This is a genomic window from Nocardioides sp. (genome assembly GCF_030149505.1).
Taxonomy (GTDB): Bacteria; Actinomycetota; Actinomycetes; order Propionibacteriales; family Nocardioidaceae; genus Nocardioides.
Genome location: NZ_JASBRN010000016.1, coordinates 35,318 through 57,082 on the forward strand (window position 1 = coordinate 35,318; position 21,765 = coordinate 57,082).

The 21,765-nt window shown below is 73.5% G+C and carries 17 protein-coding genes; 10 read left to right on the forward strand and 7 right to left on the reverse strand.

Going from position 1 to position 21,765, the window contains the following annotated elements:
• Window positions 1–171: 171 nt before the first annotated feature.
• The 4 genes from msrA to Q1V71_RS03110 all read left to right on the forward strand — a co-directional run bounded on the left by msrA (window position 172) and on the right by Q1V71_RS03110 (window position 4,492).
• Complete coding sequence (gene msrA, locus Q1V71_RS03095) at window positions 172–819, forward strand: peptide-methionine (S)-S-oxide reductase MsrA (protein ID WP_300640620.1); 648 nt, start codon at window positions 172–174, stop codon at window positions 817–819.
• 249 nt (window positions 820–1,068) lie between these two features.
• A complete protein-coding gene (locus Q1V71_RS03100; protein ID WP_300640622.1) occupies window positions 1,069–2,163 on the forward strand; it encodes a hypothetical protein in 1,095 nt (364 codons plus the stop codon).
• A gap of 74 nt (window positions 2,164–2,237) precedes the next feature.
• Window positions 2,238–3,035 carry a hypothetical protein gene (locus Q1V71_RS03105; RefSeq protein ID WP_300640624.1) on the forward strand — a complete coding sequence of 266 codons (798 nt, stop codon included), beginning with the start codon at window positions 2,238–2,240 and terminating at the stop codon, window positions 3,033–3,035.
• Window positions 3,036–3,157: 122 nt separating this feature from the next.
• The gene (locus Q1V71_RS03110) at window positions 3,158–4,492 is read left to right on the forward strand and encodes an ABC1 kinase family protein (protein ID WP_367280118.1); all 1,335 of its coding nucleotides are present in this window, start codon (window positions 3,158–3,160) and stop codon (window positions 4,490–4,492) included.
• Between the two features lie 71 nt (window positions 4,493–4,563).
• Here Q1V71_RS03110 and Q1V71_RS03115 read toward each other — a convergent pair whose 3' ends face one another.
• Together Q1V71_RS03115 and Q1V71_RS03120 are read right to left on the reverse strand one after the other, a co-directional pair.
• Entirely contained in the window at window positions 4,564–5,082 is a 519-nt protein-coding gene (locus Q1V71_RS03115) for a DinB family protein (protein WP_300640628.1), read from the reverse strand.
• 68 nt (window positions 5,083–5,150) lie between these two features.
• The gene (locus Q1V71_RS03120; protein ID WP_300640629.1) at window positions 5,151–5,510 is read right to left on the reverse strand and encodes a pyridoxamine 5'-phosphate oxidase; all 360 of its coding nucleotides are present in this window, start codon (window positions 5,508–5,510) and stop codon (window positions 5,151–5,153) included.
• Between the two features lie 109 nt (window positions 5,511–5,619).
• Here Q1V71_RS03120 and Q1V71_RS03125 point away from each other — a divergent pair, with 109 nt between their 5' ends.
• Entirely contained in the window at window positions 5,620–6,018 is a 399-nt protein-coding gene (locus Q1V71_RS03125) for a DUF2695 domain-containing protein (protein ID WP_300640631.1), read from the forward strand.
• 43 nt (window positions 6,019–6,061) lie between these two features.
• On the opposite strand, the gene Q1V71_RS03130 is transcribed toward Q1V71_RS03125, so the two are convergent.
• Complete coding sequence (locus tag Q1V71_RS03130; RefSeq protein ID WP_300640633.1) at window positions 6,062–6,841, reverse strand: TSUP family transporter; 780 nt, start codon at window positions 6,839–6,841, stop codon at window positions 6,062–6,064.
• A gap of 86 nt (window positions 6,842–6,927) precedes the next feature.
• Here Q1V71_RS03130 and Q1V71_RS03135 point away from each other — a divergent pair, with 86 nt between their 5' ends.
• Window positions 6,928–7,800: an ABC transporter substrate-binding protein gene (locus tag Q1V71_RS03135; RefSeq protein WP_300640635.1), complete on the forward strand. Its 873-nt coding sequence runs from the start codon at window positions 6,928–6,930 to the stop codon at window positions 7,798–7,800.
• 72 nt (window positions 7,801–7,872) lie between these two features.
• On the opposite strand, the gene Q1V71_RS03140 is transcribed toward Q1V71_RS03135, so the two are convergent.
• The 4 genes from Q1V71_RS03140 to Q1V71_RS03155 form a co-directional block, all read right to left on the reverse strand.
• Entirely contained in the window at window positions 7,873–13,107 is a 5,235-nt protein-coding gene (locus Q1V71_RS03140; protein WP_300640637.1) for a CARDB domain-containing protein, read from the reverse strand.
• Window positions 13,108–13,285: 178 nt separating this feature from the next.
• On the reverse strand, window positions 13,286–15,337 hold the full coding sequence (locus Q1V71_RS03145) for a VWA domain-containing protein (RefSeq protein WP_300640639.1): 2,052 nt from the start codon (window positions 15,335–15,337) through the stop codon (window positions 13,286–13,288).
• A 17-nt stretch (window positions 15,338–15,354) separates the two neighbouring features.
• The gene (locus Q1V71_RS03150) at window positions 15,355–16,770 is read right to left on the reverse strand and encodes an ATP-binding protein (RefSeq protein ID WP_300640641.1); all 1,416 of its coding nucleotides are present in this window, start codon (window positions 16,768–16,770) and stop codon (window positions 15,355–15,357) included.
• 245 nt (window positions 16,771–17,015) lie between these two features.
• Window positions 17,016–17,912 carry a universal stress protein gene (locus Q1V71_RS03155; RefSeq protein ID WP_300640643.1) on the reverse strand — a complete coding sequence of 299 codons (897 nt, stop codon included), beginning with the start codon at window positions 17,910–17,912 and terminating at the stop codon, window positions 17,016–17,018.
• 129 nt (window positions 17,913–18,041) lie between these two features.
• On the opposite strand from Q1V71_RS03155, the gene Q1V71_RS03160 reads away from it, so the two are divergent.
• The 4 genes from Q1V71_RS03160 (at window position 18,042) to Q1V71_RS03175 (ending at window position 21,504) form a co-directional block, all read left to right on the forward strand.
• Window positions 18,042–18,875 carry an adenylate/guanylate cyclase domain-containing protein gene (locus Q1V71_RS03160; RefSeq protein WP_300640645.1) on the forward strand — a complete coding sequence of 278 codons (834 nt, stop codon included), beginning with the start codon at window positions 18,042–18,044 and terminating at the stop codon, window positions 18,873–18,875.
• Window positions 18,872–19,312 (forward strand): YchJ family metal-binding protein, encoded by a 441-nt coding sequence (locus Q1V71_RS03165; RefSeq protein WP_300640647.1) that lies wholly within the window; start codon window positions 18,872–18,874, stop codon window positions 19,310–19,312. Before Q1V71_RS03160 ends, Q1V71_RS03165 begins: the two co-directional genes overlap by 4 nt.
• Before the next feature lie 120 nt (window positions 19,313–19,432).
• Window positions 19,433–19,873, forward strand: a complete 441-nt coding sequence (locus Q1V71_RS03170) for a pyridoxamine 5'-phosphate oxidase family protein (protein ID WP_300640649.1) — start codon at window positions 19,433–19,435, stop codon at window positions 19,871–19,873.
• A 53-nt stretch (window positions 19,874–19,926) separates the two neighbouring features.
• Window positions 19,927–21,504 carry a GAF domain-containing protein gene (locus Q1V71_RS03175; RefSeq protein WP_300640651.1) on the forward strand — a complete coding sequence of 526 codons (1,578 nt, stop codon included), beginning with the start codon at window positions 19,927–19,929 and terminating at the stop codon, window positions 21,502–21,504.
• Window positions 21,505–21,765 lie beyond the last annotated feature (261 nt).

The window sequence follows — 21,765 nt, forward strand, 5'->3', positions numbered from 1 at the left end:
GCCGGGCCGAGGCCAGCGACGCAGGTCGTGCGCGTCGTCGCGCACCGGTCAACTACCGGTGGGGAACATGCTCGGCTTGGGGTTGTTGCAAACATGGAGGCGCGTCGCACCAGGCGTGACACCAGGCGTGCCTCCCGCCCGCCGACACCCGCAAGCAGAAGGAGCCCGACCGTGCTCTTCGGCCGCAAGCAGACCGCCCTCATCGAGCCCGAGCAGACCCTCCCCGGCCGCAGCGAGCGCCCCTGGCACCTCGCCGAGAAGCACCTGGTGCTGGGCACCCCGCTGGTCACCGACACCGCACCGGCCGGCCACGAGGTCGCGATCTTCGGCCTCGGCTGCTTCTGGGGAGCGGAGGAGATCTACTGGCAGCTCCCCGGCGTGTGGTCGACCTCGGTCGGGTACGCCGGCGGGACGACCCCCAACCCGTCGTACGAGGAGGTGTGCTCGGGGCGCACCAACCACACCGAGGCCGTGCGCGTCGTCTTCGACCCCACCGTCGTGTCGTACGCCGACCTGGTGAAGCGCTTCTTCGAGGTGCACGACCCCACGCAGGGCATGCGCCAAGGCAACGACGTGGGCACGCAGTACCGCTCCGCGATCTACTTCACGACGCCCGAGCAGGAGCAGGTCGCCCGCGAGCTGACCGACGTCTACGGCGCCGAGCTGGCCCGGCGCGGGCTGGGCGCGATCACCACCGAGATCCGTCCGGCCGCCGAGACGCCGTACTACTACGCCGAGGACGTGCACCAGCAGTACCTGCACAAGAACCCCTACGGCTACCGCTGCCACGCCAACACCGGGGTGCCGTTCCCGGCCTGAGCCACCTCGACTGGTCCCCTCGTCCGCGGGGCGCAGGGAGGCGCGTCCCCCAGGCATGGGGGGCGGGCCGTGCCGCCCGGCGGCGAAGCGGCCTGGGCCGATGGGAACCTGGCCTAGCCTGGACCCATGCAGATCCGTGCGCCCCGTCCTCTCGCGCTCCTCCTGATGCTCTGTCTCGGAGCGGGGGCCGCCGCCGCGCCAGCCGCCGCGGGCACGGACGGCCGCCCGAGCGACGCGTCCGAGGGAAGCGTGAGCGCCGAGCGGCCCGTCGAGACGCAGCGCGGGAAGGCCCGTCCTGCGCGTGGTTTCCTCGCGCCTCGTTCGGGAGTGCTCTTCGGCGTCTCCATCGACTGGGGCAACGACACGCTGGCCGCCTACGCCGAGCGCCTGGGGCGCGCACCGGCGGTGGCCGTGACCTTCACCGGCTTCCCGATGAGCTCCCAGGAAGAGATGTGGCTCGACCAGGCGGTCGAGCAGGCGCGGGCCGCAGGGAGCGAACTGCTGCTGACCGTGGAGCCGTTCACGGGACTCGACGCGGTGACGAAGGCCAACTCGCGCGCCCTGGCCACACGCCTCGCGGGGTACAACCGGCAGGGGGTCGATGTCTACCTGCGGTTCGCGCACGAGATGAACGGGTCCTGGTACCCCTGGGCGCAGAAGCCCGACGACTACGTCGACGCCTTCCGTCGCATGGCGACCGCTGTGCACGCCACGGCGCCACGCACCGCCATGATGTGGGCCCCCAACTACGGCGGTGGCTACCCGTTCGCCGGCGGCGTGCACCAGGCGCCGGCCGGCCGGGCAGACGCGGAGGCGATGGACACCGACGGTGACGGCACCGTCACCGGCGAGGACGATCCCTACCGCCCGTACTGGCCCGGCCGCAAGCACGTGGACTGGGTGGGGATGTCGGTCTACCACTGGGGTGCGGTCTACCCCTGGGGCGAGAACGAGGTGCCCGAGGACGGCAAGTACGTCGACCTCCTGCGCGGCACCTACGACGGGGCCGCCGGCGACGAGCTCGCCGTGCCGGACTTCTACCGCGAGTACGGCGAGCGGATGCGGCTCCCGGTGGCGGTGACCGAGACGGCCGCGTTGTACGTGCCCGACGCAGGTGGGGCGGACGAGCGAGCGATCAAGTCGGCGTGGTGGGATCAGGTCCTGGCCGCGACGAACGCCCGGACGATGCCGTGGTTGAAGATGGTGAACTGGTTCGAGTGGGCCAAGTTCGAGCCCGAGGTCGACGGTCGGGTCGACTGGACCGTCACCACCACCCCCGAGATCGCCGAGGGCTTCGTCGCTGCCCTGCCCCGGTGGCTGCGCTACGCAGGCGGTGCCCGCTGAGCCGGGACTCCCACGGTGCTGCGGAGCAGGCGCCGACCACCCCTCGGGCCGACCGCGCCGGCGACGCTGCGGACATGGACGCGTTCTGGGGCTCCTACGCGCTCGCGGGTCGACCGGGCGCCCGATACGCGCTGCGTCACCCGCTCGCCCTGTGGCGTGCGGTCCGCGCTGCTCACCGTCTGCCCCTCGTGCCCGTCGCCCCGTCCTCGACGCCCGGCGGCCGGGCGGTGGGGGCCGCCGCCCGGACGAAGACCGTCCTCGGGATCCCGAGCCGGGTGCTGGGCACCTCGGCCCTGGCGATCCCGGCGGAGACCGGGGCCTACCTCGCCGGCCGGTCGGCGGCCACGCTCCGACGGAAGGTGCGAGCGGCACAGCGCGCCGGTGTGGTGGTCGAGGCGGTCCGCGACCGCGCCGAGCGCGAGCACCTCGTGGCCCTCGCCGACGAGCGGGAGCGCCAGCACCCGGACCCGACGTACCGCGTCGCCGAGCCCGACAACCAGGACCTCCTCGACCACGACCTGTGCCTGGTGGCTCGCGGCCCGGACGGGAGCCCCCTGCTGCTCAGCGTCACACCCGTGGACCGCGACCTGGCGACCTTGCGGTACTTCCGCACCCTCGGTTCCGGGCCCCTGCACAGCGATGCCCGCTACCTCGTGACCGCTGAGCTGGTCGACCGGCTCTCCGCGCGAGGGGTCCGGTGGTTGCTCGACACCGAGCCCGTGAGCACGCAGACCAGCGGTCTGCGGCACTTCCAGCGGATGCTCGGGTTCCAGTACGTCCGGGTGCGTCTCGCCCGCACCCCGGCCACCGGCGGTGCCACCGCCGGCTGGCATGCCGTCCACGCCGTCGCCGGCTACGCCGCGGTCCTCTAGCCGAGCCCTCGACCCGGTCGCACCGACGGCTCCCCCGCCCGTTCCGCGGCACCCCGCCGGCGCCGGGCAGCCCTCACCCCGCCGTCCCTTGTGGCCACCCGGATGATGGACGAGTGACCGAGATGCCCCGCAAGGCGATGGCGCGCACCGCCCGGCTGGCCGGCCTGCCCCTGGGGTACGCCGGGCGGCAGGCCGTGGGCCTGGGCAAGCGGATCGGCGGCAAGCCCGCCGAGGCCGTGATGAGCGACATCCAGCAGCGGACCGCCGAGCAGGTCTTCCGCACGCTGGGCGAGCTCAAGGGCGGCGCGATGAAGTTCGGCCAGGCGCTGTCGGTGCTGGAGGCGGCGCTGCCCGAGGAGATGGTCGGGCCCTACCGCGACCAGCTGACCAAGCTGCAGGACGCCGCCCCGCCGATGCCGACCAGCACCGTGCGGGAGGTCCTGGCGCAGGACCTCGGGGCGGACTGGAAGACCCATCTCGTGTGGCTGGACGGAGGTCCGACCGCGGCCGCGTCGATCGGCCAGGTGCACCGTGGTCGGTGGCGCGACGAGGACGGCGTCGAGAAGGGCGTCGCGGTCAAGGTGCAGTACCCCGGTGCCGGCGAGGCGATCCAGGCCGACCTGAAGCAGCTCTCCCGCCTGGGCCGCACGGTCGCACCGCTCATCCCCGGCATCGACGTCAAGCCGCTCGTGGCGGAGCTCCAGGCCCGGGCGGTCGAGGAGCTCGACTACACCCTCGAGGCGCGCAGCCAGCACACGTTCCACGAGGCCTTCCGGGGCGACCCCGAGATCGTCATCCCGGACGCGGTCGCCAACGGCCCGACCGTGCTGGTCACCGAGTGGCTGGAGTCCACGTCCTCCCTCGCAGCGGTCATCGCCGACGGCACCCAGGAGCAGCGCGACCACTTCGGCCGGTTGTTCACGCTGTTCCTCGTCGCGGCCCCCGCCCGCACCGGTCTGCTCCACGCCGACCCGCACCCTGGCAACTTCCGTGTCGTGCCGGGCGTTGACGGTGGCCCCGAGCGGCTCGGCGTCCTCGACTTCGGCGCGGTCGCCCGGCTCGAGGGCGGCTTCCCGCCGGCCATGGGCCGGCTGCTGAGCCTGACTGCCACCCGCACCGGCGCCGAGCTCGTCGCCGCGATGCGGGAGGAGGGGTTCATCAAGGAGAAGGTCCAGGTCGACCCCGAGCTGGTCAGGGAGTACCTCTTCCCGTTCATCGAGCCGGCGCTGGTCGAGCGGTTCCAGTTCTCCCGCGAGTGGATGCGTGGGGTGTTCGCGCGGATCAACGACCCGAGGAACCCCGCGTTCACGATCGGCCTCAAGCTCAACCTGCCGCCGTCGTACCTGCTGATCCACCGCACGTGGCTCGGCGGGCTGGGCATCCTGTCGCAGCTCGAGGCCGAGGCGCCGTTCCAGCAGATGCTGATCGACCACGTGCCGGGGTTCACCCTCGACTGAGGCGGCCGGCCCGGAACGTCATACGAGGTGTCCGAAGGGACATCCCGTCCGTATGACGTCCCCGGAGGTGCTTAGAGGCCGGTGCGGCCGTCGATCGACTCGCGGATGAGGTCGGCGTGGCCGCAGTGCCGGGCGTACTCCTCGACCATGTGCACGAGGATCCAGCGCAGCGTCGGGGCCGAGCCGTGCCGCTCCCTGACGGCTCGGGTGTCCAGCCCCTCGCCGCGCGCGAGCGCCTCGTCGATCCGGACGTCGGAGGCGGCGATCTCCTCGTCCAGCCACGTGCGCAGCTGGTCGGGGCTGTCGTGGACGGCGCTGTGCCAGTCCCAGTCCTCGTCGGCGTCCCAGTCGACGTCGGCCCAGATGCCGGTGGCGTCGTTGCCGTGCAGCACGATCGAGAACCACCACTGCTCGACGAACGTGAGGTGCTTGAGCATCCCGCCCAGGGTCATCGTCGAGGGCTGCAGGGTCCAGGCCAGCCCGTCGGCTCCGACGCCGGCGCACTGGCGGCGCAGGGTGTCGCGGAACTGGTCGAGGAAGGCGCGCAGCGTGGTGACCTCGTCGGCGTCCACGGGGACCGGGGTGCTCATCGGTCGAACCTAGCCGGGTCGACGTCGGCGCCGCTCGACGACGGCGTACGACGGCGCGGCGTGAGGCCTCAGCCGCACCCGCCGGGGACGGCCGGGCCGTGGTCGGAGCCGGCGGGGCGGTGCAGCACCGCCCACGTGGGGGTCACGAGCAGGTCCTCGCCGTCGGCCTCGGCCGTGCCGTCGACCAGCAGCGTGAAGCCGGCCGGCTCGGTGCGCTCGGTCGGCGGCCACATCAGCGTCACGTCGGGGTGCGCGCCGGCGTTGGCGAGCGAGCCGCGGCCCGGGCCGCCCACCCGCAGCCGGCCGTCCTCGAGCACCGGTGCGGCCGCGACCGCCTTGACCTTCTCCCCCGAGGTGGTGAGCAGGTACGCCGTCGCGAACCGCTGCAGCTGTGCGGCGATCGAGTCCAGCTCCACCGGGATGCTCATGGCCGCAGCGTAGTCGTCCACAGCCCTCGCGCCGGCCGGTGCGTGGTTGTCGGTGGCGCCCACCACGGTGGTCACCACCAGACGCAGAGACGCGACGAGAGGGGTGGCCGTGGTGGCACAGGTGGTGAGGGACGCGGAGGAGTACCTCCGACGGGTGGCCGGCGAGGTGATGGCGCCGTACCCGCAGGAGTGCGTGCTCTGCTACGTCGCGCGGATGGTCGAGGAGCACGACTGTGACTCGACGCTGCGGTGGACGACACGGTTCCGCGAGCTGCGCTCGCCGCTCGCCTCCGGCCTCGAGGAGCGGATGCGGTCGGTCGGCGGCTTCTGCGACTGCGAGATCTTCGCCAACGGCTACGGGCTCGCGCGTGAGCACCTGGTGCGCGACCTCGACAGCGACGAGCTGGAGGCTCCGGAGAGGCTTCCGCCCTGCGCTGGCGTGAGGCAGATGGACTCGACGCGACCGTGCGGGGTCTGGGTGCGAGGTGGTGAGCCGCCCCTGCTGTGACGTGATGGCCGGACCGGACCGCGCGGCGTGCGGCGAGCGGCGCTCACCAGAGACCGGCGACCTCGCCGCCGAGCCGCACGACGAACGCCGCGACCACGAGGAGGAAGAACACCCGGACGAAGGAGGAGCCGCGCGCCACCGCGGTGCGGGCGCCGACGTAGCCGCCCACGAGGTTGGCCGCACCCATGAGCAGCCCGACCTTCCACAGCACCGCCCCCTGCGGCACGAAGACGGCCAGCGCGGCGAGGTTGGTGGCCCAGTTGGCCATCCGGGCCTTGGCGGAGGCCTCGAGGAAGCCGTAGCCCAGCAGCGCCACGAGCGCGACCACGAAGAAGGAGCCGGTCCCCGGGCCGAGCACGCCGTCGTAGAAGCCGACGACGAGCCCGGTGGCCAGCGCGGCGGCCGTGTGCCGGTGGCCGGAGAAGCGCAGCGCGGTCGACTCCCCCAGCGTCGGCCTGAGCGCGACGTAGGAGCCGACGAGGACCAGCGCCACCAGCACGATCGGCTCGAACGCCTCGCGCGGCACCTGCGAGGCGACCAGCGCCCCCAGGGCGGACCCCACGAAGGCCAGCGCCATCAGCGGCAGGAAGGTGCGGGGGTCGGGCCGGACCCGCCGGAAGTACGTCGCCGAGCTGACCGTCGTGCCACAGATCGAGGCGAGCTTGTTGGTGGCGAGCACCTGCACCGGCGCGGCCTGGGGCAGGCCGAGCAGGAGCGCCGGCAGCTGGATCAGCCCGCCCCCGCCGACCACGGCGTCGACGAACCCGGCCGTGAGGCCCGCGAGCGCCAGGAGGAGCAGCACGGTCGTCGTCGGGTCCTCCACGTCGCACGACCCTAGGTGGTGCCGGGGACCGACCCGGAGGCGGCCGCGCTGGCCTCGGCGCTGGGCCCGCCGCCTACGGTGGCGTCGTGCGGATCGTCTCCCTGCTGCCCTCGACCACCGAGATCCTCTTCGCCCTCGGGGTCGGTGACGACGTCGTCGGCGTGACCTTCGAGTGCGACCACCCCGAGGAGGCCCGCACCCGCCGGGTCGTCTCGGGCACGACGATGCCCGCGGGACTGGACCCGGCCGGGATCGACGCGTGGGTCTCGGCGGCGACGGCGGCCGGCGAGGACCTCTACACCCTGGACGCCGGGGCGCTGGCCGACCTGGACGCCGACCTCGTGCTCACCCAGGACCTCTGCGCGGTCTGTGCGATCGACGTCGACACCGTCGACGCGGCGCTCGACCACCTCGGCTGCCGGGCGGAGGTGCTCTCCTTCGACCCGCACACGCTGGCTGAGATCGCGGAGTCGATCCGCACCATCGGGGCCCGGGTGGGGCGCGAGGAGGCCGCTGACGAGCTGGCCGGCACGGTCGAGGCGCTGCAGCCCGGTCCCGCAGGCCCGGCCGAGGACGCCCCGCGCGTGGTGGTGCTCGAGTGGACCGACCCGCCCTACGCCCCGGGGCACTGGATCCCGGAGATGGTCGAGGCCGCGGGCGGGCGCTGCGTGCTGGGCACCGCCGGGCAGAAGTCGGTGCGGGTGACCTGGGAGGACGTCGCCGCGGCCCGGCCCGACCTCGTGGTGGTCGCACCGTGCGGCTTCGACCGCGCGGGTGCGCAGGCGCAGGCCGACGCCCTGGAGGCGGCCGGTGTGCTGCCGACCGGCGTGCCGACGTACGCCGTGGACGCCGACGGGCACTGGGCCCGGCCTGGCCCGCGGGTGGTCGACGGCGTCGCGGACCTGCGCTCCGCACTGGCCCGCCTCGACCAGGTCCGGGCCGGCACCCCCTCCCTCTAGGAGGAGGGGGGCCGGCCCGGGTGGGAGGACCGACGGTCGGGGTCGGGGACCGCCGTCGGCCGACGGGGCGACTCAGCGCAGCGTGACCGTCGTGCGCTGTCCACCGAGCCGCAGCTGGGCCTTGCCGATGCGACCGAGGACCTTCTTCCCGGCCCGGGTGGCCTTGAGGACGACCCTGCCCTGCTCGCCGGCCTCGACGGCGTAGCGACCGACGGCCAGGATCTGGCCCTTGCGGACCTGGGAGCCCTTCACCTTCTGGGAGCGCAGCGCGACCAGGCTGGCCTGACCGCCGCACTCCGCCGTGGCCTCGCACGCCAGGCTGGCGGTGACCGTGGACCGGCCGACCGTGAGCCGCGGGCTCGCCGGGACCGCGGGTGCAGCACCGCTGCGCACGCTGATCGAGGCGGAGTCGGCGTTGTTGCCGGTGCTGGACTCCGTGCTCGACGTCGCGGCCGAGGCGGTGTTGGTGATGGTCGGCGTGGGGTCCGCGACCGCGGTGCGCGTGCCCAGGCAGCCCAGCCACAGGTCCGCGGAGAGCGGCCCGGAGGTCGGGTTGTAGAGCTTGAACACGCGAATGATCGGGCGCGGGTCGTTGCCGAGGTTCACCAGACCCGGGTCGAGGTCCCAGCCGGCGACGACGCCCTTGGCGCCGTCGGAACAGCTCAGCGTGACCTCGAGGACCTCGCCGGGCGCGACGGTCACCGTGCGGAGCACAGCGTCCAGGTCGAGCAGGTGGCGGTGCCCGGCGGCCTCGCCGAGCTCGGTCGGCAGGCAGGTCACCGACACCTCGCCGGAGCTGGCGTCGCCGGCCCCCACCGCGAAGGCGAAGGTCCAGCCCCCGCTCCCCGACGGGTACGACGTCCGGCTGGTCGCCACGCCGTCCAGCACGTAGCCCGGACGCACCGGGGTGGTGCCCGGGGCGCACTGCAGCGTGGCGGTGCCGGTGCCGGAGGAGAGGTCGACGTCCGCGGTCACGACGTCACCGGGCAGCAGCGGGTGCGCGTGGCCGTCGACGACCTCGGTCGTCCCCTTCACGCAGACCGTGAAGACCTTCGCCTGGGCCCGACCGGTCGCACCGTTGCGGGCCGTGACCTGCCACGCGTCGGAGCCGAGGGCACGCGACTCGCTCACGCCGACCGACCCGAGCGTGCCGGTGCCCTGGTCGACGTGGTCGACACGACCGGAGCCGTCGGTGGCGACGTACCCGGTCGGGCAGGTCACCGAGAGCGTGCGCTCCTGGCCGGGCTCGAGGTCGAGCTGGACCTCGGCCTTCTGAACGTCGAGCCAGTGGTCGTGGTCGGGGCCGTCACCCGCGACCGGGTCGACGCTCGCCGTGATCTCGACGGTCCGCGACTCGCCCCCCGCGAGGGTCGGCCACGAGCAGGTCACCGTGCCGGCCGCCTCGGCGCACGGGGCACCGGCGGAGACGAAGGTGACGCCGTCGGGCAGCACGTCGGTGAGCACGACGCCCGCCGCGCTCCCCCCGCCGTCGTTGCGGACGGTCACGGTGTAGGTGACCTGCTGACCGGCGTAGGGCTGGGCGACGTCGACGTCCTTGACGACCACGAGGTCGACGGGAGCGGCCGCCACGGGGGTGCTCGTGGAGTCGCTGTCGCTCACCGTCGCTCCCCCGGGCGCCGTGCCCGTCGCGGTCGCGGTGTTGTCCACCGAGCCGTTGTCGAGGTCGGAGGTGGTCAGGACGTAGACCACCGGGTCGCAGTCACGGGCCGCGCCCGGGGCCAGCGGCGCGCCCCCGCAGGACACCAGCGGGTCGGCGAAGAGCGGGTCGGCCACCACGACCGGGTCCAGCACCACGGTCCCGGTGTTGCGGACGCGGAAGCCGTAGGTGATCTCGTCCCCGGCGTCCGCGCCGTTGCCGTCGACGTCGTCGATCGCCGAGGCGCTCTTGGTGAGCTCGATCCCGGGCGCGCCGGCGATCGGCACGACCACCGAGTCGTCGTCGACCGCGGTGGCCCCGCCCGGAGCGGTGCCGGTCGCGGTCGCGGTGTTGCCCCGCTCACCGGCGTCCAGGTCGGCCTGCGTGAGCGTGTAGGTGCGCGTCGGGCAGGTGACGCTCGCGCCGACCGCCAGGTCACCGCTGCCACAGGTGATCGGGGCACCGCCCAGCAGCGGGTCGGAGACCGTGACCGAGGTCAGCTTCACGGTGCCGGTGTTGTGGACCACGAAGCTGTAGGTGAGGGTGTCGCCGGCGTCGGGGCCGTTGCCGTCCACGTCGTCGATCGCCGAGGCGGTCTTGGTGAGCCGGACGGCCGGCAGCGGCGCGATCGTGGTCATCGTGGTGTCGGACGAGGTGACGTCCACGCCACCCGGGGCCTTGCCCGTGGCGGTGGCTGTGTTGACCACGACGCCGGCGTCCACGTCGCCCTGGGTGAGGGTGTACGCCGCTGTCGTGCAGGTCCGTGACGCGCCGGGCGCCAGCGGGCCGGTCGGGCAGGTCACGTTGGGCGAGGTTCCCCCGAGCCGCGGGTCGTGGACCGTGACCGGGTTCAACGTCGCTGCGCCCGTGTTCGTCACCGTGAAGGAGTAGGCGACCCGGTCACCTGCGTCGGCGCCGTTGCCGTCGAGGTCCTCGATGGTCGAGGCGGTCTTGTCCAGCTGGACCGAGCGCGCGGCCACCACGGTGCTGGTGGTCGAGTCGGTGGCCGTGACCGCGGCGCCACCCGGAGTGGTGCCGGTGGCGGTCGCGGTGTTGGTCACCACGCCTGCGTCGGCATCGGCCTGGGTGAGGGTGTAGGTGCGCGGTACGCAGCTGCGCGAGGCCCCCGGGGCCAGCGGCCCGGTCGGGCAGGTGATCGTCGGGCTGGCACCGGTGAAGAGCGGGTCGTGCACCGTGACCGGGTTCAGCGTCACCGTGCCGGTGTTGGTCACGGTGAACGCGTAGGTCAGGGTGTCCCCGGCGTCGGCGCCGTTGCCGTCCACGTCGACCAGGGACCCGGCGCTCTTGACCAGGCTGATCGCCGGACCGGCGGGGATCGGGCTGGTGGTGGTGGCGGTGTCGGTGACCTTCGCGCCCGTGGGACCGGTGCCGGTCGCGGTCGCGGCGTTGTCGCGCTTGCCGGCGTCCACGTCGGCCTGGGTCAGCGTGTAGTCGCGGCTGGTGCAGGTGCGGGAGGCACCCGGGACCAGCGCCCCGCCGGGGCAGCTGACGTTGGGGTTCGCCCCGGAGAGCACGGGGTCGTGCACGGTCACGGGGTCGAGCGTGACGTTGCCGGTGTTGGTGACCTTGAAGCCGTAGGTGAGGCGGTCACCGGCGTCGGCGCCGTTGGCGTCGAGGTCGTTGATCGCCGAGACCGTCTTGTCCAGCCGGATCGCAGCGGTGCGCGTGACCGGCGTGGTCGTGGTGTCGGTGGCCGTGCTGGTCCCACCACCCGGGCGCGTGCCCGTGGCGGTCGCGGTGTTCACGACACCACCGCTGTCCACGTCGGCCTGGGTCAGGGCGTAGGTCGCCGACGTGCAGGTGCGCGAGGCCCCCGGCGCCAACGAGCCGGTCGGGCAGGTGACGTTGGGCGAGGCACCGCCCAGGCGCGGGTCGTGCACGACGACCGGGCTGAGCGAGACGTTGCCGCTGTTGGTGACGACGAACCCGTAGGTGATGGTGTCGCCGACGTCATGACCGTTGCCGTCGAGGTCGTTGACGGCCGAGGCCGTCTTGTCGAGCGAGAGCCCGGGGAACGAGCCGAGCGCGGTGGTCGTCGAGTCCGTCGAGGTCACCTTCACCCCGTTGCTGCCGGTGCCGTTGCTGGTGGCGGTGTTGGACACGCCCCCGGCGTCGACGTCGGCCTGCGTCAGTGCGTAGGTGCGACTCGTGCAGGTCATCGAGGCGCCGATGGCCAGGGTGGTGGCCGGGCAGGTGATGTTGGGGTTCGCCCCGGACAGCAGCGGGTCGTGCACCGTGACCGCGCTGAGCGGGATGTTGCCGGTGTTGGTGACCTTGAAGGCGTAGCTGATGGTGTCGCCGGGGTCGGGGCGGCCGTTCGCGCCGAGCGCCGGGGCCGAGGCGGTCTTGTCGAGCGTGATCGCCGGCCGCAGCGGGCTGTTCGTGAAAGTGCAGGTCACCGCGGAGCCGGAGGTCGCCGGCACGGTGAACGTCCCCGTCTGACCGGTTCCGCTGGCGATGACCGTCCCGGAGCCGTTGACGCAGCTCCAGGTCGTCGCGTAGTTCGCGAGCGTGGTGGTGCCCGCCGCGGTCTGGGTGATCGTGTAGGTCTGACCGGGCAGGACGACGGCCGGACCGGCCTTCTCGGCGGCGTCGCCCTGGAGGCCGACGTCGGTGCCGGCGGTGGTCCCGGTGTTGCCCGACGTCAGGCCGTTGCCGGTGACGGTCACGGTGAACTGGTCGCCCGTCGTGTGCCTGCCGTCGGGCAGGTCGACCTGCGCCTGTGCAGTGCTCGGCGACGCGCAGGAGGCGAGGTCGACGAAGCCGAAGCCCATGGCGCTGCTGTCGACGATCGCGCCCGTGGTCGGGTTGACCCGGATGATCTTCGGGGTGCTGGTGCCGATGACGATGTGGCCGCTGGAGTCGAAGGCCATCGAGTGGTAGGTCCCGTTGTTGGCCGGGGTGGCCGTGAGGACCGACAGGCCCAGGGCGGTCGAGCCCGGCGTGGTCGGGAGTGCTCCGTTCACGCGGGCGAGCGTGCCGGCGGAGCTGCCGCCGTCGCTGCTGACGACGTACAGGTTGCCGGTGGCGTCGAAGGCGAAGTCGCCGTTGCCGCCGAGGCCGGTGCCGCTGATGGTGGCGACCTGGCCGATCGAGGTCTTGGTGAGGGTGTTGAAGGCGAAGACGGTCCAGGTCGAGCCGCCGGCGGCGTAGTAGTAGATGCCGGTGGCCGGGTTGATCGCCCCGGCCACGACGTTGCCGGCCAGGGAGTTGTTCGGCATGTTCCACGTCTGGTCGGTGCGGTCCACGCGCGCGACCTTGACCTTGTTGTTGCTCCGGTCGAAGGCCCAGATCTCCGTGCCGGCACCCGCGAGCGCCAGCGCGTTGTAGTTGCCGGAGCCGAAGTCGGCGTTGGAGGTGGCGCTCGACGCCCCCGACGTCGAGGTCACCTTGACCACCACGCCGGTGCCGCTCTCGAGCGCGTACACGGTGTTGGACGTGCAGCTGAAGCTCGCGAAGACCGCCGACGCCTGGGCGGCGGGCAGCAGGGCCAGGCCGCTGGTGCCGAGCAGCAGCGCCAGCAGGCCCAGGCCTCGACGACGCCAGCCGGCCGTCGGCCCCGTCCTCCGCCCCTGGGTGGTGCGGTCGCTGACATGAGCGCGCGTGCGCGCGCGGTCGTACGACGACATCGTCGCCTGCCTCTCTGTACGAGGCGCCCCCCCGGACGCTCGGTCGCGCGATGTCGCTGCCCCACCAGCGACGTCCCTCCCGGACAGGCAACACCGTCCGGCGACGCAGGGCGAGGGGCTCTACCCAGTTGTTCCCCTCGTGTGGGGCAACCGTTGCCCGATGTGGCTCAGGTGGGGGTCAGTCCCCCACCCAGAAGCCGCGGTTGCCGAACCAGCCGCCGTAGCCGCCGCCCCCGAGCCCCGACCGACCGAAGCCGGCGCGGTCGCCCAGGTAGGAGCCGACCACCGCAGCGCCGAGGTCGTCGAGCTCGGGTGCGACGACCCGGCCGTCGACGCGGGAGGCCATCTGGTCGATGAAGCGCGCCAGGCCCGGGTCCTCCCCGAGGCGGAAGAAGGTCGTCTGGGCGCCGAGGCGACGCGCGTTGTCGAGCTCGCGGACGGCGTACGCGACCGTCAGCGGGTGCGGCGGGTAGGTGAAGAAGACCTCGCCGTCGGGCTCGAGGTGGCTGGTGGGCTCGCCGTCGGTGACGATCAGCAGGACCGGCTGGGCGTTGGGGTGCTTGCGAAAGTGCCGGTTGGCCAGCAGCAGCCCGTGGTGGAGGTTGGTGCCCTTGTCGTACATCGCGTCGAGGGCGGTGAGCTCCTCGATGTCCATCGGCTGCGCGTGCCGGCCGAAGGCGATCATCTGCAGGTGGTCGCCGCGGAAGCGGGACCGGATGAGGGTGTGCAGCGCGAGTGCCGTGCGCTTCATCGGCACCCAGCGCCCGTCCATCGCCATCGAGAACGAGGTGTCGACCAGCAGCGCGACGGCGGCCTGGGTGCGCTCCTCGGTCTCCTGGACCTCGACGTCGTCGATCGACAGCCGGATCCCCGGACCAGTGCGCGGCTCCCCGGCGGTGCGGACGATCGCGTTGGTGAGCGTGCGCGTGACGTCCCAGGGCTCGGTGTCGCCGAAGGCCCAGGCGCGGGTGGAGCCCGAGCGCTCCCCAGCGGCACCGGCCTGGCGCGACTCGCGCTGGCCCTGGCGGCCCGAGAGCCGGTCGGCGGCGTCGCGCAGGAGCGCCTTGCCCAGCTGGCGCATCGCCTTGGGGGTCAGCCGGAGCTGACCGTCCGACCCGCGCTGGAGGGTGCCGTTCTCGCGCAGCGCCTTCTCCAGCTGCTGCAGGGTGCGCGCGTCCACGGCGGCCTCGTCGCCGAGCTGGCGGGCCAGCGCGTCGAGGTCGAGGTCGTCCATCCGCGCGCCGCCGTAGGACTGCGACAGCTGGTCGGACAGCGCGTCGAGCTCGGCGAGGTCCTGGAAGACGCCGGTGCCGTCACCGAGGCCGAGGCCCTCGGAGCCCTCCATCCGCTCCGAGCCGAACCAGTCCTCGCCCGGCCGCAGCTGCTGCAGGTTGCCGTCCAGGCGCGACAGCGCGTCCATCAGGGCCGGTGAGCCGAACGCCTGGGCCGAGAGCTCCATGAGCTGCTGGCGCTGCGCGGGGCTCATCGAGTTCATCATCCGCTGGGCCGCGGCCGCGCGCGCAGCCATCGCGTCCAGCAGCTCGTCGAGGTTCTCGGGTCCCTCGGGGAAGTGCTGGCCGTGCTTGGCCATGAACTCCTCGAAGTCCTCCTGCGTGTCCTCGCCGCGCTGCCGCTTCTCCAGCAGCTCGTTGAGGTCGGAGAGCATCTCCGCGATCGCGGCCCGGTCCTCGTCGGTGGCGTTCTCCAGCGCCTGCTTCATGCCCTGGAACCGCTGGTCGAGCAGCTCGCGGCCCAGCAGGTCCTTGATCTGCTCGTAGGCCTCGCGCGCCTCCCGGCTCTGCCAGTCGTACGACGCCAGCTCGCTCACCGCAGCGGCCGGGTTCGGGGACACGCTGTCCAGCGTCATCTCGCGCAGCGCCCGGTCGCCGTCGTCCATCATCGCGTCGCGGGCCAGCTGCTTGCGCTCCTCGAGCAGGGCGCGGTCGAGCAGCTCGCGGACCTCCTGGAGCGTGCCGTCCAGGTTGTGCCTGCTGGCGAGCTCGCGGCGCCGCTCTGCGACGCGGCGAGCCAGGTCGTCCAGGCCCGCCTGGTCGCGACCGCCGCGGCGCAGGAACTCCCGCAGCGCCCGCTCGGGGCTGTAGCCGGCCATGACGTCCTCGCCGATGGCGTCGAGGGCCTCGGACAGGTCGACCGGGGGGGCGAGCGGGTCCGGCCCGCCGTCGTACCGGCCGTAGCGGGAGGCGCGGCGCTGGGACCAGACGTCAGCCATCGCAGATCACCCGTCGCTCAGCCATACACCGTCTCGCCGCGGCCGGACTCCTTGCTCACCTTGCGGGCGAGGTAGAGCCCCTCGAGGGCCAGCTCGATCGCGCCGGCGCGCTGGCCGTCGTCGCTCGCCCCCAGCCGGTCGCAGATCTGGTCGTAGAGGTCGGACTCGCCCAGTCGCGGGAGCCCGGACAGGAAGTCGAGCGCGGTGACCTGCTCGCCGGTGGTGACCATCTGGCCGGCCTCGATGGCCTCCACGAGCAGGCCCATGTCGAGACCGCGGAAGACCTCGCGCACGGTCTCGGCGACCGCGGTGCGCAGCAGGTGGGTGAGGATCTCGGCCTCACGGCCCTCCTCGCCGGACTCGAACTCGATCTTGCCGCCGAGCACGTCGACGGCGGTCTCGAGGTCGACCACCCGGGCGACGGCCTGCGGCTCGCCCTGGACGGTCGCGCGGTGCAGCGCGGCCGCGGCGATCGTCTCCGCGCCGGCGATGGCGAAGCGGGCCGAGACGCCCGAGCGCTGGTCGACCGCGCTGGACCCGCGGAGGTTGCGGGTGAAGCGGGCCAGGATCTCCAGCAGGTGCGGCGGGACGTCGGCGACGAGCTCGGCCTCCTGCTGGATGACGGCCACCTCGTCGGCGAGCTCGGTCGGGTAGTGGGTGCGGATCTCGGCGCCGAAGCGGTCCTTGAGCGGGGTGATGATCCGGCCGCGGTTGGTGTAGTCCTCGGGGTTGGCGCTCGCCACGACGAGCACGTCCAGCGGCAGCCGCAGGACGTAGCCGCGGATCTGGATGTCGCGCTCCTCCATCACGTTGAGCATCGCCACCTGGATCCGCTCGGCAAGGTCGGGCAGCTCGTTGATGGCCACGATGCCGCGGTGGCTGCGCGGGATCAGCCCGAAGTGGATGGTCTCCAGGTCACCGAGCGAACGACCCTCGGCGACCTTCATCGGGTCGACGTCGCCGATCAGGTCGGCGACGGAGGTGTCGGGGGTGGCCAGCTTCTCGACGTACCGCTCATCGCGGTGGCGCCAGGAGATCCGCAGGGAGTCGCCGTGCTCGGCCACCGCCTGCTGGGACTGCACGGTGATCGGCTCGTAGGGGTGCTCACCGATCTCGGACCCGGAGATCACCGGCGACCACTTGTCGAGCAGGCCCACCATCGTGCGCAGCAGCCGGGTCTTGCCCTGGCCGCGCTCGCCGAGCAGCACGATGTCGTGCCCGGCGATCAGCGCCCGCTCCAGCTGCGGGATCACCGTGTCCTCGAATCCGTGCAGGCCGGGCCACGGGTCGCGGCCCTCGCGCAGGGCGGCGAGGAGGTTGTCGCGCATCTCAGCGCGCAGGGTCTTCAGCTCGTGCCCCGAGGCGCGCAGCTCGCCGAGGGTGGAGATGGTGGGCTGCGGGCGGGACTGGGGGGCGGAGGAGGTGGCGCTCACGCGATCACGCTACGCCGGGGACCCAACGCTCGAGGGCACGTCCGACGTACGGCGGCGGGCTGGGCCTGCGAGGCACGAGCCGGTCCGGGGCGGCTGACCTCGCGGGTCGAGGTGCGGGTCGAGGTGCGAGTCGAGGTGCGGGTCGAGGTGCGAGTCGAGGTGCGAGGACGCGGAGGAGCACGTCTCCAGGCCTCGACCCAGGCCTCGACCCAGGCCTCGACCCAGGCCTCGACCCAGGCCGTCCCTCAGTCCTCGGGGACGACCATGACCGCGCCGCGCGCCTGCTCCAGGAAGCTGCGGCTGATCGAGCCCAGCAGCGCGGAGGCGATGGGGTTGCGCTGGCGGTGGCCCACCACGACGAGGTCGGCGCCGTCGGCGGCCTCGAGGAGCTCCTCCTCGATGTGGCCGAAGACGGCGCGCGGGGTGACCTGGACGTCGGGGTAGCGCTCCGACAGACCGCTGGTGGCCTCGGCGATGACGAGCTCGGCCTCCTCCTCGGCCTGGTCGCGCAGCTCGGCGGTGACCTGGCCGCCGACGGCGACCCGGGCGTCGAAGGTGCAGTGCAGGACGGTGAGCGGCAGCCCGCGCAGCGAGGCGTTCTCGAAGGCCGCGGCGACGACCGGGGCGGTGCCGTCGTGGCCGTCGATGGCGACGAGCACGCCCGTGCCCTCGCCGGGCTCCGGGCCGCCGGGGCGGACCACGACGACCGGGCCCTTGCCGTGGCGGGCCACGGCGCTGCTGACCGAGCCGAGCATAAGCGCGCTGATCGGACCCCGCCCGCGCGAGCCGAGCACGGTCACCGCGGCGTCGGCGGAGAAGCCGGCCAGCAGGGCGCGCGCGTCCTCGTGCCGCACCACCTGGAGGACCTCGACCTCGGGGTCGAGCTCGGCAGCCCGGGCCGCGGCGGCGGCCACGACCTCGGCGGCAGCGGCCTTGATCTCGGCCTGGAGCGCCGCGTGGTCGACACCCGCCTGGTCCAGCCACACCGAGGGGATGCTGTCCCAGCCGTGGACCAGCGCGACCGGCCGGTTGGTCAGCCCGGCGTGGGCGACGGCCCACTCCAGCGCCAGCCCGGCGCCCTCCGAGCCGTCGACTCCGACGACGATCGAACCGTCCGGGACAGGGGTGAGGGTCTCGCTCATGGCGTCATCATGTCCCATCGGTCACGGGGCCACGCACGGCCGGAGGTCCCGGGGCCCGGGGTCCTCGGGCCCGGGCCCGACCCTGGTCCGCGGACGGTCCGACCGCGCCGCTCCCACTAGGCTGCGCCCGTGACCGCGACCCTCGCCGTGCTCTGCGCACTGCTGGTCGTGGCGGTGCTGGCCCTGGCCACGACGGTGGGCCGGCTGCGTCGGCGGCTGGCGCTGTCCGAGGCGATGGTCCGCCAGCTGGAGGCCGACCTCGACACGGCGCTGCGGCCCCGTCCGCCGGTCTCACCGGCCGAGCGGGCCATGCGCGCGCTGGTCGGCACCGCCGCGCGGGTGCGCGAGCGCGGCGTCGCCGGGGCCGTCAGCGACTCCCTGGAGGACCTCGCCGCGTGGGCGGCCTACGAGCCCAACGAGGACATCCTCTCGATCGCCGCCCCCGACGGCACGGTCACGCTGCTCTTCTCCGACATCGAGGACTCCACCGCCCTCAACGACCGGCTCGGCGACAAGGCCTGGGTCCGGGTGCTCGCCGCCCACGACGCCCTCGTGCGGGCCGCGGTCGACAAGCGCCGCGGACGGGTCGTGAAGTCGGCCGGCGACGGCTTCATGGTGGCCTTCCGCGACCCCGTCTCGGCCGTGCTCGCCGCTCGCGGCATCCAGCGCGCGCTGGCCCGCACCCTCGACCCGCGGCTGCGCCTGACCCCCGTCCGGGTGCGGATCGGGGTCCACACCGGCACCGCCATCAGCCGCGACGGCGACTACTTCGGCCGCAACGTGGCCATGGCCGCCCGGGTCGCCGGGCTCGCCGACGGCGGGGAGGTGCTGGTCACCGAGGCGGTCCGCGAGGGCACCGCCGACTCCGGGGACCGCCGGATGCGCTTCGAGGACGCCGGCACCGTCGAGCTCAAGGGGCTGCCCGGGGAGCACCCCCTGTGGCGCCTGGTGGTCGAGACGTGAGCGACCCCCTCGGCCGGCCCGCCGGGCCCGGCCCGCTCGGGTCGCCCGGGCGACCCGTCACCTGCCCCTGCGGGTCGAGGGCGTCGTACGACGCGTGCTGCGGGCCGCTGCTCGCCGGGGCGCGGCTGGCCGCGACGCCGCTGGAGCTGATGCGCAGCCGCTACACCGCCTTCGCCGTCGGCGGCCGCGAGGGGCTGGACCACCTGTTCCGGACGTGGCACCCGCGCACCCGCCCGCCGCGGCTGGTCGAGGACGGCCTGGACACCGACCGCACCTGGACCCGGCTGGAGGTGCTCGGCCACGGTGCGGACTGGGTGGAGTTCGACGCCCACTACGCCCGGCTCGACGGGACCGCGGGGGTGCAGCACGAGCACAGCCTCTTCGCGCAGCGCGCGGGGCGGTGGATGTACGTCGAGGCCGCGCCGGACACTCCCTGAGCCAGCCGGTTCCCGAGGTCCTTCCGTCTGGGGACCTTCGTCCCTCCTTCCAGGAGGGGTGCCGCGGCGACGATGGACGGACCGACCCGCCATCCCGAACCGTCGAACCGAGGACCTGCCGTGCTGGAACCCGTCGAGCTCTCCGTCTCCGAGGCCGAGGCGCTGCTGCGCTCCGGGGTCACCGGTCGGGTCGCCGTCTCCACGCCCAAGGGGCCGCACATCCTGCCGGTCAACTACTCCGTCGTCGGGGACTGCGTGGTGATCCGCACCTCGCCGTACTCGCTGCTCGGCACCCACGCGCACGGCACCACGGTGGCCTTCGAGACCGACGTGATCGACCACGAGCGCCAGCGCGGCTGGAGCGTGGTGGTCCGCGGGCGGGCCGAGGTCATCTCCGACCCGGAGGCGCTGGAGCAGATCCGCCGCACCTGGCAGCCGCGGCCGTGGGCCTCCGGTTCCCGCACGCTCCACCTCGGCATCCGCCTCGAGGAGGTCTCCGGACGCCGCCTCGGCAACGGCTGGGAACCGCTGCACGAGGTGCCCTGCCGCCGCGTCGTGTGAACGCGCTGGTCGGTCCGCACCCCGCGGACCGCCTCGTGCCCCAGACTGGGCAGGTGCCCTTCCACAGCCCGGAGCTCTCCGACTCGGCGCAGGCGCTGCTCGACGCCGTCGTGGCGATCGCCAGCGACCTGGACCTCACCAGCGTGCTCTCGCGCATCGTGGAGGCCGCCTGCCAGCTGACCGACGCGAGGTACGGCGCGGTGGGGGTCATCGGCCCCGACGGCAACCTGGTGGAGTTCATCACCCACGGCCTGGACCCGCACGAGCGCGAGGCCATCGGCGCCCCGCCGCACGGCCGCGGCATCCTCGGCCTGCTCATCAAGCACCCCGAGCCGCTCCGGCTCGAGGACCTCTCGCGCCACCCCGAGAGCTACGGCTTCCCGGCCGACCACCCGCCGATGCGCTCCTTCCTGGGCGTGCCCGTGCGGATCCGCGGGACCGTCTTCGGCAACCTGTACCTGACCGAGAAGGCCCACGGGCAGTTCGACGAGGGCGACACCCTCCTCGTCGAGGCGCTGGCCTCCGCGGCCGGCTTCGTCATCGAGAACGCCCGCGCCTACACCCTCAGCGAGCGTCGGCGGCAGTGGCTGCAGGCCACCGCCGAGCTCGTCGACGACCTCCAGCCGCCGCTGGACACCAGGGTCGCCCTGCAGCGGATCGCCCACGCCGCCCTGTCCGTCGGACGCGCCCGTGGCACCGCCGTCGTGCACACCTCCGGCGAGCCGGCCGCGGCCGCCGACCAGGCGGTGCTGGCCTCGGCCGGCGCCGACCCCGAGGTCATGCGCGCGGAGATCGTCACGGTGCTCCGACGCGCGGGTGCGGGTGTGGAGGAGCCGGTCGACGTCGACACGGGCCGCCAACGCGCGCTCGTCGTGCCGCTGCGGGCGCACCTCACCGACCCCACCGCGCTCATCACCTTCTTCGGCGACGAGCACAACGTGCTGGAGCTCGAGGAGCGCGAGCTCCTCATCTCCTTCGCCGACCAGGCCGCGCTCGCCCTCGACCGCGCGCAGGCGGTTGCGGACCGCGCCGAGCTCGCGGTCATCTCCGACCGCGAGCGGATCGCCCGCGACCTCCACGACACGGTCATCCAGCGGCTCTTCGCGACCGGGCTGACGTTGCAGGCGGTCTCCAGCGGGGTCGCGGACCCGGCCCTCACCGCGCGGATCGGCAAGGCCGTGGACGACCTCGACCAGGTGGTGCGGGACATCCGCGGCACGATCTTCGAGCTGCGTCACACCGGCGGAGCGTCGTTGCACGCGGAGGTCCGGGGTCTCGTGCGGGAGTACGCACGAGTGCTGGGCTGGACGCCGGTCGTCCGGGTCGAGGGACCGGTCGACACCGCCGTACCCGACCACGTGCGGGAGCACCTCGTCCCGGTCCTGCGCGAGGCGCTGTCCAACCTCTCCCGGCACGCCGAGGCCACGTCGGCGCACGTGCTGGTGCACGCCGCCGACGGGGAGCTGCTGCTCGAGGTCGCCGACGACGGCGTCGGCCCCACCGAGGGCGCCTCGCACAGCGGACTGCGCAACGCCCGCGGCCGCGCCGCCGGCCTCGGCGGCACGTCCTCGCTGGCCCGCCGCGACGGGGGCGGCTCGGTCTTCACCTGGCGCGTCCCGCTCCGCGACTGACTCCCCGGCCCGCGCTGACTCGTCGCTGGTTCGAGCGTGACTCGGCGCTGGTTCGAGGGTCACTCGGCACTGGTTCGAGGGTGACTCGGCGCTGATACGAGTCGCGCTCGAATCGGCGCCGAGTCGGGCTCTTCTGCTGCATGTGTGGGTGCTGTGATCGCGCCTGAATGAGCGCACGCCGTTCTCTGTCTAGGTTTCTGAGCTGTCGAAGAACAGTCACCAGGAGCAGGAGAACGGCGTGCGTGAACGCAGCCTATGGCG

Coding starts and splice junctions, on each gene's coding strand:
- Q1V71_RS03145 (WP_300640639.1), bottom strand. CDS start 15,337: ATGGCTGACGTCTGGTCCCAGCGCCGCGCCTCCCGCTACGGCCGGTAC.
- Q1V71_RS03105 (WP_300640624.1), top strand. CDS start 2,238: ATGGACGCGTTCTGGGGCTCCTACGCGCTCGCGGGTCGACCGGGCGCC.
- Q1V71_RS03120 (WP_300640629.1), bottom strand. CDS start 5,510: ATGAGCATCCCGGTGGAGCTGGACTCGATCGCCGCACAGCTGCAGCGG.
- Q1V71_RS03110 (WP_367280118.1), top strand. CDS start 3,158: ATGCCCCGCAAGGCGATGGCGCGCACCGCCCGGCTGGCCGGCCTGCCC.
- Q1V71_RS03140 (WP_300640637.1), bottom strand. CDS start 13,107: ATGTCGTCGTACGACCGCGCGCGCACGCGCGCTCATGTCAGCGACCGC.
- Q1V71_RS03155 (WP_300640643.1), bottom strand. CDS start 17,912: ATGAGCGAGACCCTCACCCCTGTCCCGGACGGTTCGATCGTCGTCGGA.
- Q1V71_RS03115 (WP_300640628.1), bottom strand. CDS start 5,082: ATGAGCACCCCGGTCCCCGTGGACGCCGACGAGGTCACCACGCTGCGC.